Origin of the sequence: Sphingomonas daechungensis, assembly GCF_014489495.1 — a bacterium.
Lineage (GTDB): Bacteria > Pseudomonadota > Alphaproteobacteria > Sphingomonadales > Sphingomonadaceae > Sphingomicrobium > Sphingomicrobium daechungense.
In genome coordinates this window covers 221,986-237,533 of the sequence record NZ_CP060780.1, presented here as the reverse complement: position 1 = coordinate 237,533, position 15,548 = coordinate 221,986, and the positions used below count along the sequence as shown (strand labels likewise).

Sequence of the window (15,548 nt, the reverse complement as noted above, 5' to 3'; positions counted from 1 at the left end):
TATCCTGGCACAGAACCTTCATGATACAGCGCCAAACTTGTTTTAGCGCGAGTGACTGCAGTGTAGGCTACGCGCTGGTGGTTATCGAGCTTGGTTATGGTGTCGAGCGCGAAAAGATGCGCTGCCCTGAACTCCAGCCCTTTGCCGAGTGCATTGTGGTTACGATGATGGGCTTCTCACGATCAAGCGTGTCGTAGCCATCTTCATAGCGCTGGAGCTGAACCTTGTCGCCGACGGCCGTGTCTGACAACGCTTCGAACACACGACCGACATCCACCTTCAACGGTGCAAGCACACCGATCCATTCATTGGGATACGCGACGAGCTGTGTCTCTAACTCTGGCACGGCGGCGGCAATCTGATCGGATAGAGCTAGCCCGCCCAAACGGCGCACAGTCGAAGGATAGGTGCTCTCGTCATAATTGCACGTCTCTAGCATTCCTCCGTCAACTCTATTCATTATCCCATCAGCAAGAATGCAGATTGCCGTGCCATTCCTGTAATGATATTTTAGTTCTGGAGCCACATTACAGACCGACCCTAAATATCCGAGAGCGCCGTCTGATTCGTATATTCTCTGATCGTTGTCACCAACTGCAAATATTTCGTCACAGAAGCTTCTAATTATCTTTATTTCTTCGATAGTGTAATCTTGAGCTTCATCAACAAGAATGCAATCGAATCGCAATTCTGCACCAGATCTTCCAGCAAGGTCAGTAAGAGACAGCATAATTCGTCTCCTTATTTCAGGAAACTTGCCAGTCGTATCAACATTGTCGCCATTGGCTTTGAGTAGATCAACTGCCCAAGTGCGAAATGTTTGTAGACGCCTTGGTTCGAAGGGATAATTACCGGCGCCGGTGGCCAGGAACTCCCGAAGGACACGTCCGAACGTGATGACAGCTATGTTGGGTCGGCCGGCTCTCGTCAGATACGACGCTCGTAGCAGGAGCAGGTTCGTCTTGCCGCTGCCCGGCGGGCCAATCACCAGATGACTACCTTCCAGAGGTAGCGACACAATATCTTGTTGATCGGGATCGAGCTGTTCAGGGTTCGCCACCAGGTCTCGTCCATCCTTACTCCTCTCCACCGAGCTCTGGTCGAAATATCTCTGCAAAACCTTCCTCCACGCCTGGGGAGACCGACAATCCCCATTCCGCCGCGGCGAAGAAGAAGTCTTGGAATGCGGCATGGAGGGATACGTTGTCGAGCACGCCTTGGAACCACAACCTATCCTCTTCGGGCGGTGGAGGGCCGCCAGGCCGCTTGGGCAGATAGGCACTGCCGGTGCAAGCAACGACGTTCTCAGAAGGGTCTATGACATCAACGCATGCGCGTATCGCTAGGCCATGCTGGAAGCCCGCATCACCGTCTGGTTCGAAGTGGAACTCAGCGCAGGCCTCGTTTCCTTCACAACGACAGTTTCGCATTCTCGGAAGGCCAGGCATTGATGTCTTGGCGGCGGTCGCAGCCAGTTTGAGCTGGCCGAGAACGTTCCTTCGCATTGTGTCCACGAAACGAGCTGGCCGAGTCGGCTTTCGGCCCCGCTCTCTGACTGAGCGCGCACAGTCACCATGCGTTCAGCAACGCGCTCTCGGGGCGATACGCGAGCGGCCGGCTCGGTCGCGAAAAAGTCGTCCCAGCGCACCACCTTCAAACGTGTTACTGGGTTCTTCAAAAGGCACCGTTCCGCCAGGTCGATCAGGCGCTGCGACACAGCCGGATTCACAATGCTCGGACGTTCAAATTGCACTGCGTTGACCAGCTTCGCGTAGGGATTGGCGAATTGCTCAAAGAGCGGCTTTTTGGTGATGAGGTCGTGAAGCACGGCTCCAATCTGGTAAAACGTAAGGGCTCTATAACCCTCCAGGTCTTGGGTTTCTTCTCGCAAAAGGAACTCGGGCGAGGAGTATTGCAGAGTGCCAACGAATGCCTGAATGCCCTCGGGATCCGTCAAGTTGGAACCCTTAATCGGGCGGATGACGCCGAAGTCCATTAAAACTAGTCGATGACCGGCATCCAAAATGGCGATATTTTCGGGCTTTATGTCTCTGTGGACCAGGTCCTTCTCTTCAAGGAATCTGGCAGCGGAGGCGAGCTGCGAGATAAGCCCAGGGATCTGATCAGTTTCGACGGTGCTTAGCGCCTCTTTCAAATTTGGGCCGTCTAAGAATTCCATGACGACGAAGTAGATGTTCCTCGTTTCGTCGTGCCCGCCACCGTAGATTGATACGAGATGATCGTGAGATTGTCCGCGAAGTTCGAGCTCCCGCTCGATCCTTTCCATTTGCGTCGAATCGCCATAGCGTTCGATTAGTTCGGTATCGAAGACCTTTACAGCCGCTAGGTTGCCAGCCTTCCGGCCGAGGAACACCGCAGCCGATTTCCCGTAATTGACCAGCCGCTCGATGGTCCATCCATCAAGTTCCTGACCGCGGAGCTGTTCCTCTAGGCTCAGCGCTTTTGCCTGGTCCAACCGCCGCTCCTCCTTATCGGTGCAGGCTAACGCTTAATGATTGTCCATCAAGCGCATCAATGCTTCTTTTCAGTTTCGGCCAGTCATCTTATTTGGAGATCAATCGGTTCTTCATGAAAAGAACGCACGATCAGGGACTTAGGTGGGCGTTGCACCTGCAGTGTTCGGCTGGTTCAATGTGAACCAGAACCGTTGTTGAAACCCTCGTGGTTGGGTAAATCAGTTTTTGCTGCTGCGCAGAACGATGAAAAATCAACAGATTAGCTAAGGCGGCTCGTGTTGACATCGCAGGGGTCGCAAGTTCAATCCTTGCCACGCCCACCATTTTTCCCCGATCGGCGTCGAACGATGCTGCAGCCTTGGGGTCCCAAAATCTCTTCTGTCGCCCGATAGCGTCCGAAATGGCGTTCGGCCGCTAATTATTGTATCCCGACGCGAGAGCCGAGCGCCACTAATGCGTTTGCTTCGCTCTGCGACTGGTGGGCGAACTATGGACAGTACGACGATCACTGAAGAGGCCGCGACGGTTCAGGATCTGGATGCCCGGCAGTGGCGCCTGCGGCGAATTGATATTCGGTCGCCGGTGTTGAAGGATGCATGGCCCGTTGCGCGCGTGGAGCTTGAGCATCCCGAAAGAGGTCGTGTGACCGATATCGGGACCGCCCCCGGCGCGTTCGATGCGGCATTCGTGGCCGCGAGCCACATCGTGGGCGTGAGCCCGCACCTTCTCAGTTACAACGTGCGGTCCGGTCCGCCGGAGGAAGAGGGTGCTTTGCCAATCACGATCGAGGTTGAAATCGATCACAAAGGCAGGACCTTCTCCGGGAGCAGTTCGGGCGTGGATCTCGTCCGATGCTCGCTCGAGGCTTGGCTCGACGCCATCGCCAGGTCTTCCGGGTATACCGCTTAGCCGTCCTAGGGAACATTCAGCCACGGGGCTGGTCGGCCGGACAAATATCGATCACATCGACGCGGGGCCTGACCACGCACCAACGATCGCCGTTCACGAGAACTTCCGGCGTCAGTGGGCGCGAGTTGTAAGTGCTCGACATCGCCGCCGCGTAAGCTCCAGCAGTCCTGAAAACCAGCAGGTCTCCTTCGACCATCCGGTCCATGACTCGGGCGGTCGCGAAGGTGTCGCCGGATTCGCAGACAGGCCCGACAACGTTGGCGATCCAGCGATCGCCGGTGGGCCTGACCCCGTCGATCTGATGCCACGCGTCGTAAAGCGCGGGCCGGATCAGATCGTTCATCGCCGCATCGACGATCACGAACGGGTGGACGGCGCCCGGCTTGATGCGGACCACCCCGGACAGAAGTACACCAGCGTTTCCGACGATCAGGCGTCCTGGCTCGAAAACCAGCCGCTCCTTCCAATCGCGCGTGACGCGCCGCACCATCTCGCCATATTCCTGAGGGCCTGGGGTGCGGGCAGGTCGGGGTTGTACGGAACGCCAAGTCCTCCACCGAGATCGGCGACGCGAAGCTCAAGTCCCTGCGAGCGCAGGTCGCTGAGCAGGTCGCCGACCCTGACGAATGCTCGCTCCAGCGGAGCAAGGTCGGTGAGCTGGCTGCCAATGTGAACGGCTACGCCTTGCGCGGAGAGTCCGGGCAGATTCGCGATATGCGCATAGGCTGCGGGCGCTTCGCCGATCGCGATGCCGAACTTGCTCTCGGCAATGCCGGTCGTGATTTTCGCGTGGGTGCCGGCCGATACGTCCGGATTAACCCTGAACGCCACCGGCGCGGTGACGCCCAGCGACGTTGCAATCGCCGACAGGGTCTCCGCTTCAGCCATAGATTCGAGGTTGAACTGGTAGACACCTTCGGCAAGCGCGAGCCGCATCTCCTCCGCGGTCTTGCCGACACCGGAGAAGACGATCCTGTCCGCGGGGATGCCGGCGGCCCGTGCGCGCTGGATCTCGCCGCCCGAAACGACGTCCGCTCCCAGGCCCGCCTGCGCGAGCGTCGCCAGCACTGCGGGATTCGGGTTCGCCTTGACCGCATAGGCAATGAGGGGATCGCCAAGGCCTCCAAGCGAAGACTTCAACACCTCGGCATGACGGAGCATCGTGGCGGTCGAATAGACGTAGGCGGGAGTGCCGACCGCTACCGCGATTTCCGCCAGCGGGACTTCCTCACAGAAGAGCTCGCCGTTCCTGATCTCGAAATGATCCATCGCCGCCCCAACGCACAGCTTCCCGCTGAGCGCAAGGGATCCCAAATTGGATTGCATTGCCAAAATCCGGTGGATACCCGACATTCACTGGCATTTAAGAAGAGGGAGGGCGTCCTGGCGAAGCCTGGTTCGGGATCCAAAAGTCGCAAGCCGGCGACAATCCACGTTTTGAACGGGCCGAACCTCAATCTCCTCGGAGAGCGGGAGCCCGAGGTTTACGGAACCGCGACCTTGGCGGACGTCGAGCGCGCGTGCCTGGACCTGTGCAAGTCCGCGGGCGTGACGCTGGAATTCCACCAGACCAACAGCGAAGGGAGCCTGATCGATCAGATCCAGGCGGCCCGACACTCTAACGGCATCGTGATCAACCCCGCCGGCTACTCCTATTCCGTCGCGGTCCTGGACGCCTTGCTGGCTTGCTCGGCACCCGTCGTGGAGGTCCACATCAGCAACGTCCACGCGCGCAAGGAGAGCTGGCGCGCCGAGACCAAGACCACCGCGGCGGCAAAAGGGGTGATCTCGGGCTGGGCACGGAAGGCTACCTTCTGGCGCTGCGCTACATCCTGGGCACTGGTGGCGCGCTTTCCTAGCAAGCCTCTCGTCCTCGTCGGCTTCATGGCGGCTGGAAAGTCTAAGATCGGCCGCCTGCTCGCTCGGGAGCTTGAGCTTCCCTTCATCGATACGGATCGAGAGATCGAGAAGGAAATGGGGTGCGCCATTCCCACCATTTTTCGAGACTTCGGCGAGCCTGAGTTCCGGCGGATCGAACGGGAGACGATCGCCCGGATTGTCGGGCGCGAGCCCCAGGTCGTTGCGATCGGCGGAGGCGCCTGCATGGATGCCCAGACCCGCCAAGTCCTGGACCAAAGGGCGCTGACCATCTGGCTAGACGTTCCATTCGAAGCGGTCATGGATCGGCTGTCCAAATCCTCTGGGCGCCCCGTTGCATCGGGCAAGACGGTCGATGAACTCCGCGAGCTTTGGGAGCAACGACGGCCCTTTTACGAGCTGGCCAAGATCCGAATTGAGACCGGTCGAATGCCTGCTCCCGAGGCGGTCTTGAGGAGAGTTCTCGAAGCACTTCAATAATTTGGCGTTGCGTTGGATCGACGGCTTGACTCAACGCCGAGTGCTGCTAGTCACGTTCTACTGTATTAACACGTTGTAACGATAAGACGAGCCATGCCGCCACTTAGTCCCACCCGCGACGTTGATGCGCTCACCGATCAGCTTTGCGACGCGCTCCTGACGCCGCGAAGCCGCGCAGACATGCAGCGGCTCCTTCGCGACCTCTGCACCCCGTCCGAGCTGCGGGCGCTGGCGGAGCGCTGGCACGTCGCTCGGCTGCTCGATGGAACGGAGCTGTCCTACCGCGAAATCCACGATGGCACCGGCGTCAGCACGACGACGATCGTGCGTGTCGGGAGATTCCTTCGGCAGGAGCCACACCAGGGGTATCGGTCTGCCATCGATGCGCTGGAGAGTGTCGATGCTGGTTGACCGGAGCCGGATCCACATCGCGCTGCAGCGGTCCGGACGTCTTTCTGAGCTGAGCCGGGATCTTCTTCGCGAGTCCGGTCTTCGCATTGAGGCGGGCAAGAACAGCCTGAGCGCGCGCGCCGGCAATTTCCCCGCCGACCTCATGTTCGTCCGTGACGACGACATTCCGACGTTCGTCAGCGATGGCGCCTGCGAGCTGGGAATCGTCGGCCAGAACGTCCTTGAAGAATTTGCGCTCGGTTCGAACGAGCGCGGGTTCGATGTCCTTGCGGAGCTTGGCTTCGGTCAGTGCAGCCTCCGCATCGCCGCGCCAGAGCGCCTGAACTACTCGGGCCCCGAGTCTCTGGCCCGGCAACGCATCGCGACGTCCTATCCGCGTCTCCTCCGCCGTTTCCTCGACGATCGAAAGATCGAAGCCGAGGTCGTTCAGATGAAGGGCGCCGTGGAGCTGGCGCCACGTCTCGAGATCGCCACCTACATTTGCGACCTCGTTTCGACCGGCGCGACTTTGGAGGCCAATGGTCTTCGGCCGGTCGATACTGTCCTCAAGAGCCAGGCCGTCCTGATCCGGACGCGCAAACCGCTCGACGACGAGCGGAAAGCCATCGCCGACCAGCTCCTCAGCCGCATCGATGGTGTACTCGCGACCAAGGAATCGAAGTACATCATGCTCAACGCCTCGGAGGAGGCGCTCAGTCGCATCACTGCCCTGTTGCCCGGAGCCGAAGCGCCGACTGTCCTGCCGCTGCATGGACGCCCCGGCCATTTCGCGGTGCATGCAGTCTGTCAGGAGAACGTCTTCTGGGAGACCCTGCAGGAGCTGAAGGGGCGGGCGCATCCGCCATCCTCGTCGTGCCCATCGAAAAGATGATGCTGTGAAGCGGATCGACTGGAACGGGCTCGGCGACGCCGACCGTTGCCGCGCGCTCGCTCGGCCCGAGAAGCGGGCCGACGAGCAGCTTCGGGAGCGAGTCCGCAATATCGTCAATGATGTTCGAGCGAGAGGCTGGCAGGCGCTCTCCGAGATCGCGCTCGAACTCGACGGACAGGAACCTCGGCGTGTCGAGGTTCGTACGATGGCGAGCGCGGCTCGGCGCCGACTGGATCCTCAACAGGTGGAGGCTGTCGAGTTCGCGGCTGCTCAAATCCGGAAGTTCCACAGGGCGAGCGTGCCTTCGGACTTCTCGCTGGAAACCGCGCCGGGACTGGTGGTGACCAAGACGTGGCGGCCGATCGATCGCGTTGGCCTGTACGTGCCGGGCGGGAAGACGCCGCTGTTCTCATCCCTGCTCATGCTGGCGATCCCCGCGCGTGCGGCTGGCGTCCGCCAAATCGTCACTATTACGCCACCGCGCCCCGGGGCGGTCTCGACGATCTGGTCGCTCTTGCGGCCGACCTGGCCGGCATCGACGAGGTGTGGACTGTCGGCGGTGCTCAGGCGATTGCGGCACTGGCCTTCGGGGCTGGCGCAATTCCCGCCGTCGACAAGATCTGCGGTCCGGGAAATGCGTGGGTCGCAGAGGCGAAGCGTCTGGTGATGAGCATGCCAGGCGGTCCCGCAATCGACCTGCCCGCTGGCCCGAGTGAGCTGCTCGTCATTGCCGACGAAAGCTCCGACCCTCGCCTGGTTGCCGCCGACCTCCTCAGCCAGGCGGAGCACGATCCAGACGCCCAGGTCTTGCTAGTGACGCCATCGGTCGCTGTGGCGACCGCCGTTGAAGCCGAAATCTCCGAGCGCGTCCGTACTCTTCCGCGCCGTGAGATCGTGGAGGCGTCGCTTGGAAGCTGCCGCGTCATCCTTGTCGCCGATCTCCACGAGGCCATCGAAGTCGCAAACCTCTACGCTCCCGAGCACCTTTCGCTTGCGGTGGAGCCTGCGCAGGCACTCGTCGCGAAAATCCGTAGTGCGGGCGCCGTCTTTGCCGGACCGCACGCGGCCGAGACGTTCGGCGATTATCTGGCCGGATCGAGCCACGTCCTGCCGACGGACGGAGCCGCTCGGGCCTGGAGCGGCATTTCCGTTTACACTTTCCTCAAGGCGATGAGCGTGCAAGCCGTAACACGCGAAGGCGCCGAAAGCCTGTCCCGACGTGCCGCTTTGCTTGCCCGCATGGAGTCGCTCGAAGCGCATGCGCTCGCCGCGGACGCCCGGCTGGAACTGATGGCATGAGCAGCCTTGCGGAACGCCTCGCACGGCCGGAAGTGCTTGCGCTGGAGCCATTCGACATCGCCGCGAACAACGCGATGGCAATCCCCGACGCGATCCGCCTCGACGCCAACGAGAACCCGTTCCCGCCTTTGGTCGACGGAGCGTTGGCGACCAACGTCAATCGATACCCGGAGCCCCAGCCGACCAGACTCAAGGCGGCACTGGCGGCGCTCTACGGTGTGGAGCCAGGAAACGTCGTCATCACCCGCGGGGCGGACGATGCCATCGACATGATGGTCCGCGCCTTTTGCCGCCCGCAGACCGATGCAGTCGCCATCTGCACCCCAAGTTTCTCCGCTTACGCCCATTTCGTTCGGCTTCAGGGCGCCCGCCTGATCGAGGCGCCTTTGACGGCTGGCTTTGATTTCGCGGCGGACCCGTTTCTGGCAGCCGTCTCGGGGAGCGAAACCTCAAGATCGCTTTTATCTGCACGCCCAACAATCCCACCGGGAATGAGGTGGACCCCAACCAGATTCTGAAAGTGGCGGCCGCGCTGCCCAACACCATTGTTGTCGCGGATGAAGCCTATCTCGACTTCTCAACCACTCCGAGCTTGGCGGGGATGCCGCCCGGTGTCCGAACCTCGTCGTTCTCAAGACCTTGTCCAAGGCTTACGGTCTCGCTGGCGCGCGAGTGGGTTGCGCAATCGGCGAGCCTGACCTGATGGCAATCGCCGCGCGATCCTTGCCGCCTTACCCAATGCCAAGCCTGTCGGTGGACGCCGCTGTCCTCGCGTTGTCGCCGTCGCGACGGGCAGTTCATCAGGAACGGGTTGAGCGCCTCAAGACCGATCGGGGCAGACTGGCCGAACGCCTCCAAGGCTCGCCGATCGTCCGTCGGGTCTATCCAAGTGGCGGGAACTTCCTCTTCCTGGAGGTCGACGACGCGCCGGCTCTGGCTGCCAGGATGCGCTCGATGGGGATTCGGGTGCGCTTCCGACCGAATGCCGCGCCCGGCGGGGTGCGCGTTACGATCGGCACTGACGCCGAGAACGAAGCCCTCCTGAATGCTTTCGGTGTTACTTGCGAGCCATCGAGCCCGCGGCGCGCGGAAGTCATTCGCGACACGAAGGAGACGGAGATCGCCGTTGCCGTCGACCTTGACCGGCCCACGCCCCGGAAGATCGACACGGGCGTGCCGTTCTACGACCACATGCTCGACCAGGTGGCCGCGCATGGCGGATTCAGCATCGTGCTCGATTGCGATGGCGACACCGAAATCGACGGGCATCACAGCATCGAAGATTGCGCTCTCGCGCTCGGCACTGCGCTTTCGCAAGCGCTGGGCGACAAGCGCGGCATCCGCCGCTTCGGGTTCACTTTGCCGATGGACGAGGCGCAAGCGCAGGTCCTCATCGATCTCTCCGGACGTCCCTACTGCCGGTTCGAAGGCGAGTTTGCGGCGACCAGCATCGGTGAATATCCGACGCAAATGACCCGCCATGTCTTCCGCTCGCTCGCGGACAGCATGGGAGCGGCGATCCACGTGAAGGTGGATGGCGAGAACGACCACCATAAGACGGAGGCTTGCTTCAAGGCGTTCGGCCGGGCCTTGCGCGACGCGATCCGCCGGGAAGGCGACGCGCTGCCTAGCACCAAGGGGTGCTGTGAGGCTGGCCATCGTCGACCTTGCCTATGGGAATATCGGATCGATCAAGCTGGCCTTCGAGCGGCTCGGCGTAACTCCGGTAGTGACTGCCGATTCCGTGGAGATCTCTGGGGCTGATCGGGTGGTCCTTCCGGGAGTTGGAGCGGCCGGTCACGCGATGGCCCGGATCGAGGCGCGCGGGCTGGGCGACTGCCTGCGATCCCTGAAGCAGCCCGCTCTCGGCATCTGCCTCGGCATGCAGCTGCTGTTCGACCGAAGCGACGAAGCAAACTCGGAATGCCTTGGCATCATTCCGGGTGAGGTCCGGGCACTCTCTCCCGCACCAGGGACGCCGGTGCCGCACATGGGCTGGAGCCGGCTTGCAGTTGCCGACGCCGAGATTGGGATCGGTACCGGCGAATACGTCTATTTCGCCCACGGCTATGCCTGTGACACGGGCCCGGCGACCGTCGCGACAGCGGAATATGGCCGTACGATTCCGGCGGTCGTGCGCCAGGGCAATTGGCTTGGCGCGCAATTCCATCCCGAGCGCTCGGGCGCAGCGGGGTCGAACTTCCTTCAGGCGTTCCTGGCATGATCATCTACCCCGCGATGGATCTGATCGGAGGTCGTGCGGTGCGCCTCAAGCAGGGGCGCTTCGACGACGTTACCGCCTATTCGACCGAACCGTTCGAGGCGCTCCGCGGCTTTGCGGCCGCTGGCGCAAGCTGGGCGCACGTCGTCGATCTCGACGGTGCGAAGACCGGCAACCCGGTCCAGCGCGAACTGGTTGCGCAACTCGCCCGCGAAACGCCGCTCAAGCTGCAGGTGGCCGGCGGCTACCGCGAGCGCGGCCAGCTCGTGCGAATGTTCGACGCCGGCGTCTCGCGCGTCGTCATCGGCAGTCTTGCCGTCAGGGAACCGGACGCCGTGGGCGCGTGGCTCAAGGAATTCGGACCCGACCGCATCACCCTCTCGCTGGATATCCGATTAACCGAAGGCTCACCGAGAGTTGCGGTCGCCGGTTGGACGGAGGACACCGGTCGAAGCCTTTGGGACGTGGCGGCGCAATTTCCGAACGCCCGACACCTGCTCGTGACCGACATTGGCCGTGACGGAATGCTGCAAGGGCCCAACTTCGCCCTGTACCAGGAGATCGCCCGCCGCCTTCCCGGCGTTGCCGTGCAGGCGTCAGGGGGCATCACCTCGCTCGATGACCTTGAGCAGCTGCCAACGGATGGTGCGATCATCGGGAAGGCGCTCTGGGAGCAGCGGATTTCGCTCGAAGAGGCGCTCGGACTTGCCCGCGCGTAGGATCATCCCCTGCCTCGACGTGAAAGACGGGCGCGTCGTGAAGGGCGTGCAATTCCGTGACCACCGCGACGCCGGCGACATCCTCGAGCAGGCGCTCCGTTATCGCGAGGAGGGCGCGGATGAGCTCGTCTTCTACGACATCAGCGCCAGCGCGGATGGCCGCTCGCTGTCGCACGATTGGGTGAAGCGTGTCGCGGCAGTAATCGATATTCCTTTTGCCGTGGCGGGCGGCCTGCGCAGCCGCGATGAGGCAGTTGCCTGCCTGGATGCAGGGGCAGACAAAATCTCGATCAACTCGCCGGCCCTCGAACGCCCTGAACTGATCGATGAGCTTGCGAATGCGTTCGGCAGTCAGTGCGTTGTGCTTGGCGTGGATAGCTATGCGCGAGACGGCGAGTATTTCGTCCAGCAGTATACGGGCCGCCCGGATCGGACTCGCGATACTGGCCGGCGGACGCTGCAATGGCTTCAGGAAGCGACCCAACGCGGCGCTGGCGAGCTCGTGCTCAATTGCATGCGCAATGACGGCGTCCGGACCGGATATGACATCGCTCACACGCGTGACGTCGTCGAGGCGGTGACGGTCCCGGTGATCGCGTCGGGCGGGGCGGGTTCGCCCAAACACTTCCGTGACGCATTCGAGGCGGGTGCGAGCGGTGCGCTTGCCGCCACCGTCTTCCACGATCGCCTCATCGCCATTCCCGAGTTGAAGGAGTTCCTCGCGACATGCGGGATCGAAGTACGCCCTGAGTCAGGCCGATATCGGTTCGCTGGACTGGGAGAAGATGGGCGGGTTGCTGCCCGCATTGGTCCAGGACCCGCGTTCGGGCCAAGTCCTGATGCTTGGGTATCTGGACGAGGCCGCGCTTGCTGGCACTCTGCAAACGGGGTTCGCGACTTTCTTCAGCCGGTCGAAGCAGCGCCTGTGGCAGAAGGGCGAGACGAGCGGAAACCGGCTGCGCGTGTCTGCTGTGTTTGCCGACTGCGACAAAGACGCTTTGCTGGTGCTCGCGGATCCGGAAGGGCCGACCTGCCACCTTGGCATGAAAAGTTGCTTTGCGGCCGACATTCGCAGTTCCGGATGGCTTTCCGAACTCTCCGCCATCATCGCGGAGCGCGCAAGTTCAGACGACCCCGGAAGCTATACTCGGACGCTCCTCGACGACGGCCCGGAGCGGATCGGAAAGAAGATCGGCGAGGAAGGCGTTGAGGTCGCTCTTGCCGGGGTCAGTAGGGATGTCGAGGGCTGCGTCGAGGAGGTAGCCGACCTCATTTATCACGTCAGCGTCTTGATGGAGGCGAGGGCTTTCGCTGGGACGACGTGATCGCCCGGTTGGCGGATCGTCACGCAAAGGCTTCGAACGCGCGTACCGCCTCTTCGTAAAGCTCTCGCGTGGCGGCCGCGATGATCTTCCCGCCGGTGAAATCCTCTCCGCCGCCCCAATCGCCGATGACTCCTCCCGCGCCGCGAATGACCGGGATCAGGGCATTGTAATCATGGGGCTTCAGGCCGGCCTCGATGACAAGGTCCAGCGACCCTGCAGCAAGACGCGCATAGGCGTAGCCGTCGTGGCCATAGCGGGTAACTCGCACCGATCGCCGGAGTGCCTCGAAAGCTTCCTCCGAGCCATCGTTGAACAGAAACGGATCGGTGGTCGAAAGGCGAGCATCGGCGATGTCCGTACAATCGCTTGTCCGGACCCGAGTCCGACTGCGTCCGGTTATCAGCCAAGCCTCTGATCCGTGCCCGATATAGAGTTCATTCAGGCACGGCGCGTCGATCAGCCCGAGCACAGCCTGTTCACTATGCAGCAGCCCGGCGAGCGTCACCCAGTTTGGCAATTGGCAGATGAAGGACCGCGTTCCGTCCACAGGATCGAGTGACCAGCTGTAGGGCCCGCTCGCCGCTTGATCCGGCCATTCTTCGCCAGTGATGCCATGATCCGGATACCGGGACGTAATGAGGTCACGCATGGCGCGTTCCGCTTCGCGGTCCGCGTCGGTCACCGGGTCGTAGAGACCCTTACCCTTGTCGTCGGCGGCAACCGATGAGGCCCAACGCTCGAGCGTCTCGACGCGCGCTACGGCCGCGAGCTCTTCGGCAAAGGCGATCAGGTCGGGCGTGACGTCCATGAACGCGCGATGGGCAAGGCGACAGAACGGGTCAAGTCGGCCAGTGGATCAGCTTGACATCCGGGATCCCAAACGCGAGGAATGGGCGGTGATCTTCGTTCGCGCCCTTACTGACAACCAGCATCAGGCCTGGACCTGGTGGTGCGACACGATTCTCGCGGCGCGATGGCGCGGCTGGTGAGCTGACTCCGGGAAACCGACCAACTTCCAACCGACCATCGACCCGCCACCGGCGGGTTTTTTATTGCCATTTGCGAGGATCAGAATGCTTCAACCCACCGACATCGCGCCAGCTCGACACCCCGTCGTCGACACCGGCCCCGTGCCCAATCCGCTGCCGCGACTGCTCGACGGCGAGGACCTTGCGCTCGAGGATAGCGAGCACTTGTTCGAACGCCTCGTGCTGGGAAAGCTCGAGCCTGCCGAAATCGCCGGGATGCTCGTTGCCCTTCGAATGAAGGGTGAGACGGCGGCCGAGATGATGGGTGCCGCGCGGGCCTGTTCGCCGCTGCACAATCATTCGAGCGACCCGATTACCTCTTCGCCGATTGCTGTGGCACGGGTGGCGACTCGTCGGGATCGATCAACGTTTCGACCGCCGTTGCGTTCGTGGCGGCCGCTGCGGGACTTCCGATCGCCAAGCATGGCAACCGCAGCGTCAGTTCGCGTTGCGGCTCGGCGGATGTGCTGGGAGCGCTCGGCGCCCGAATCGACGTCGGACCGCTGAGAGCGCGGGAGATTCTCGACCGGACCGGCTTCTGCTTTCTCTTTGCGCCTGCCTATCATCCGGGGATGAAGCATGCCGCCCTGGTGCGCCGGCAGCTCTCAGTCCGCACCGTGATGAATCTGCTCGGGCCCTGCATCAATCCCGCGCGTCCGCCGGTCCAGTTGCTCGGTGTTGCGGACCCGAGGATGCTCGGGCGCGTCTCGCAGACTCTCGAGGCCATGGGTGTGAAAGAGGCCCTCGTGGTTCACGGGTCGGGACTGGACGAGGTCGCGCTCCATGGCGAGACGCGTGCGGTGCGGTTGTCGGGCAATCAGCATACGGAGATTGTCATATCGCCGGAGGATGCGGGGCTGGAGCGCGCGCCGTTGCAGTCCGTGACCGGTGGCGACGTCACCGAAAATGCAAGCCGCTTCCGCGCCCTGATGGACGGTAGCGGTGCCCGATCGGAGCAGGACATGGTCATCCTCAACGCCGCCGCACTTCTTCACACCGCAGGCAAGGTCGCCGATCTTCGAGCCGGCGCCGAACTGGCCCGTGAGGCGCTGGTATCCGGCAAGGCCGGGCAAGTGCTGAACGCCTACGTTGAGGCGAGCAATGGCTGAAGGCGTCCTTGCCGAAATCGCCGAACGTAAGCGTCGGGATGTCACGGATCGCCTCGCCGGTGTGAGCTTCGATCCTGCGCCGACACGCCGAAGCCTGCGTGCTGCACTTTCACAGCCAGGAGCACGCTTCCTCATGGAAGTGAAGAAGGCGTCGCCTTCTGGTCATCGCAGCGACGTCAGTGTGGAACAGGCGGTCGCGGCCTACACGCCGGTCGCCGATGCGATCAGCGTTCTCACCGACACGCCGTTCTTCCAAGGTTCGCTTGAGGATCTGCGGACAGTGCGCAGCCGCTTCGAGGGGCCGATCCTCGCCAAGGATTTCATCGTCGATCCGCGCCAAGTCGCAGAAGCACGGCTTAGCGGCGCCGATGCGGCCCTCGTGATCCTCGCCATGCTCGACGATGCGGCGGCAGCTGCAGTCATGGCGGAAGCGCGCCGACTAGCCATGGATGTGATCGTCGAAGTGCATGACGAGACGGAGCTTCGGCGCGCTCTGGCGCTCGGCGCGCAAGTTGTCGGCATCAACAACCGCGACTTGCGTACGCTGAAGACCGATCTTGCAGTTACGGAGAGGCTCGCGAACCTCGTGCCTGATGGCACCCTGGTCATCAGCGAGTCCGGCGTCCGCGACCGCCGCGACGTCGAGCGCCTGGCCCGAGCGTGGACGCCTTTTTAGTCGGATCCGCGCTGATGGCTTCGGCGAATGTTGCGGAAGCCGCCCGAGCGCTGGTTCACGGCCACATCAAGATTTGCGGTCTGACGAACGAGGATGATGCCGCGATGTCCGCGCGAAAGGCCACGCACGCTGGCTTGATCTTCGC

General features: G+C 62.3%; 17 protein-coding genes and 4 pseudogenes. 17 read left to right on the top strand and 4 right to left on the bottom strand.

The window, feature by feature from the left end:
• Positions 1-94: 94 nt before the first annotated feature.
• Together H9L15_RS01230 and H9L15_RS01225 are read right to left on the bottom strand one after the other, a co-directional pair.
• Entirely contained in the window at positions 95-1,117 is a 1,023-nt protein-coding gene (locus H9L15_RS01230) for a UvrD-helicase domain-containing protein (RefSeq protein WP_223276387.1), read from the bottom strand.
• A gap of 225 nt (positions 1,118-1,342) precedes the next feature.
• On the bottom strand, positions 1,343-2,476 hold the full coding sequence (locus tag H9L15_RS01225) for a protein kinase domain-containing protein (RefSeq protein WP_187714895.1): 1,134 nt from the start codon (positions 2,474-2,476) through the stop codon (positions 1,343-1,345).
• Positions 2,477-2,966: 490 nt separating this feature from the next.
• On the opposite strand from H9L15_RS01225, the gene H9L15_RS01220 reads away from it, so the two are divergent.
• On the top strand, positions 2,967-3,386 hold the full coding sequence (locus H9L15_RS01220) for an alpha-isopropylmalate synthase regulatory domain-containing protein (protein ID WP_187714894.1): 420 nt from the start codon (positions 2,967-2,969) through the stop codon (positions 3,384-3,386).
• Between the two features lie 16 nt (positions 3,387-3,402).
• Here the strand turns inward: H9L15_RS01220 and lysA are convergent.
• Positions 3,403-4,655, bottom strand: a pseudogene (gene lysA, locus H9L15_RS01215) (diaminopimelate decarboxylase).
• Positions 4,656-4,823: 168 nt separating this feature from the next.
• Between lysA and H9L15_RS16580 the strand changes: the two are divergent.
• The 12 genes and pseudogenes from H9L15_RS16580 (at position 4,824) to hisIE (ending at position 12,590) form a co-directional block, all read left to right on the top strand.
• Positions 4,824-5,744: a type II 3-dehydroquinate dehydratase gene (locus H9L15_RS16580; protein WP_262984867.1), complete on the top strand. Its 921-nt coding sequence runs from the start codon at positions 4,824-4,826 to the stop codon at positions 5,742-5,744.
• A gap of 93 nt (positions 5,745-5,837) precedes the next feature.
• Positions 5,838-6,155 (top strand): YerC/YecD family TrpR-related protein, encoded by a 318-nt coding sequence (locus tag H9L15_RS01200; RefSeq protein WP_187714892.1) that lies wholly within the window; start codon positions 5,838-5,840, stop codon positions 6,153-6,155.
• Positions 6,145-7,026, top strand: coding sequence for an ATP phosphoribosyltransferase (gene hisG / locus H9L15_RS01195; RefSeq protein WP_223276385.1), 882 nt, complete (start codon positions 6,145-6,147; stop codon positions 7,024-7,026). The genes H9L15_RS01200 and hisG overlap by 11 nt, the downstream gene beginning before the upstream one ends.
• A gap of 4 nt (positions 7,027-7,030) precedes the next feature.
• Positions 7,031-7,465, top strand: a pseudogene (locus tag H9L15_RS18395) (histidinol dehydrogenase); the annotation flags it as partial.
• Positions 7,378-8,325, top strand: coding sequence for a histidinol dehydrogenase (gene hisD, locus H9L15_RS01190; protein ID WP_262984866.1), 948 nt, complete (start codon positions 7,378-7,380; stop codon positions 8,323-8,325). The pseudogene H9L15_RS18395 and the gene hisD, both read left to right, overlap by 88 nt.
• A complete protein-coding gene (locus H9L15_RS18390) occupies positions 8,322-8,843 on the top strand; it encodes an aminotransferase class I/II-fold pyridoxal phosphate-dependent enzyme (protein WP_187714891.1) in 522 nt (173 codons plus the stop codon). The genes hisD and H9L15_RS18390 overlap by 4 nt, the downstream gene beginning before the upstream one ends.
• Complete coding sequence (locus tag H9L15_RS20040; protein WP_398286464.1) at positions 8,822-9,028, top strand: hypothetical protein; 207 nt, start codon at positions 8,822-8,824, stop codon at positions 9,026-9,028. The genes H9L15_RS18390 and H9L15_RS20040 overlap by 22 nt, the downstream gene beginning before the upstream one ends.
• The gene (hisB, locus tag H9L15_RS18385) at positions 8,965-10,089 is read left to right on the top strand and encodes an imidazoleglycerol-phosphate dehydratase HisB (protein WP_262984865.1); all 1,125 of its coding nucleotides are present in this window, start codon (positions 8,965-8,967) and stop codon (positions 10,087-10,089) included. Before H9L15_RS20040 ends, hisB begins: the two co-directional genes overlap by 64 nt.
• On the top strand, positions 9,971-10,549 hold the full coding sequence (gene hisH / locus H9L15_RS01170; RefSeq protein WP_223276384.1) for an imidazole glycerol phosphate synthase subunit HisH: 579 nt from the start codon (positions 9,971-9,973) through the stop codon (positions 10,547-10,549). Before hisB ends, hisH begins: the two co-directional genes overlap by 119 nt.
• Complete coding sequence (locus H9L15_RS01165) at positions 10,546-11,265, top strand: 1-(5-phosphoribosyl)-5-[(5-phosphoribosylamino)methylideneamino]imidazole-4-carboxamide isomerase (RefSeq protein ID WP_187714889.1); 720 nt, start codon at positions 10,546-10,548, stop codon at positions 11,263-11,265. Before hisH ends, H9L15_RS01165 begins: the two co-directional genes overlap by 4 nt.
• Positions 11,165-11,950: pseudogene (hisF, locus tag H9L15_RS01160) on the top strand (imidazole glycerol phosphate synthase subunit HisF); the annotation flags it as partial. The gene H9L15_RS01165 and the pseudogene hisF, both read left to right, overlap by 101 nt.
• 100 nt (positions 11,951-12,050) lie before the next feature.
• Positions 12,051-12,590 carry a bifunctional phosphoribosyl-AMP cyclohydrolase/phosphoribosyl-ATP diphosphatase HisIE gene (gene hisIE / locus H9L15_RS01155; protein ID WP_187714888.1) on the top strand — a complete coding sequence of 180 codons (540 nt, stop codon included), beginning with the start codon at positions 12,051-12,053 and terminating at the stop codon, positions 12,588-12,590.
• Positions 12,591-12,609: 19 nt separating this feature from the next.
• On the opposite strand, the gene H9L15_RS01150 is transcribed toward hisIE, so the two are convergent.
• Positions 12,610-13,398 carry an inositol monophosphatase family protein gene (locus H9L15_RS01150; protein WP_187714887.1) on the bottom strand — a complete coding sequence of 263 codons (789 nt, stop codon included), beginning with the start codon at positions 13,396-13,398 and terminating at the stop codon, positions 12,610-12,612.
• A gap of 43 nt (positions 13,399-13,441) precedes the next feature.
• Between H9L15_RS01150 and H9L15_RS01145 the strand changes: the two genes are divergently transcribed.
• The 4 genes and pseudogenes from H9L15_RS01145 to H9L15_RS01135 all read left to right on the top strand — a co-directional run bounded on the left by H9L15_RS01145 (position 13,442) and on the right by H9L15_RS01135 (position 15,403).
• The gene (locus H9L15_RS01145; protein ID WP_187714886.1) at positions 13,442-13,579 is read left to right on the top strand and encodes a hypothetical protein; all 138 of its coding nucleotides are present in this window, start codon (positions 13,442-13,444) and stop codon (positions 13,577-13,579) included.
• A gap of 84 nt (positions 13,580-13,663) precedes the next feature.
• A pseudogene (locus H9L15_RS20035) lies at positions 13,664-13,837 on the top strand (hypothetical protein); the annotation flags it as partial.
• A gap of 59 nt (positions 13,838-13,896) precedes the next feature.
• Positions 13,897-14,727, top strand: a complete 831-nt coding sequence (gene trpD, locus H9L15_RS01140; protein WP_223276606.1) for an anthranilate phosphoribosyltransferase — start codon at positions 13,897-13,899, stop codon at positions 14,725-14,727.
• Entirely contained in the window at positions 14,720-15,403 is a 684-nt protein-coding gene (locus tag H9L15_RS01135; RefSeq protein WP_187714885.1) for an indole-3-glycerol phosphate synthase TrpC, read from the top strand. Before trpD ends, H9L15_RS01135 begins: the two co-directional genes overlap by 8 nt.
• Positions 15,404-15,548 lie beyond the last annotated feature (145 nt).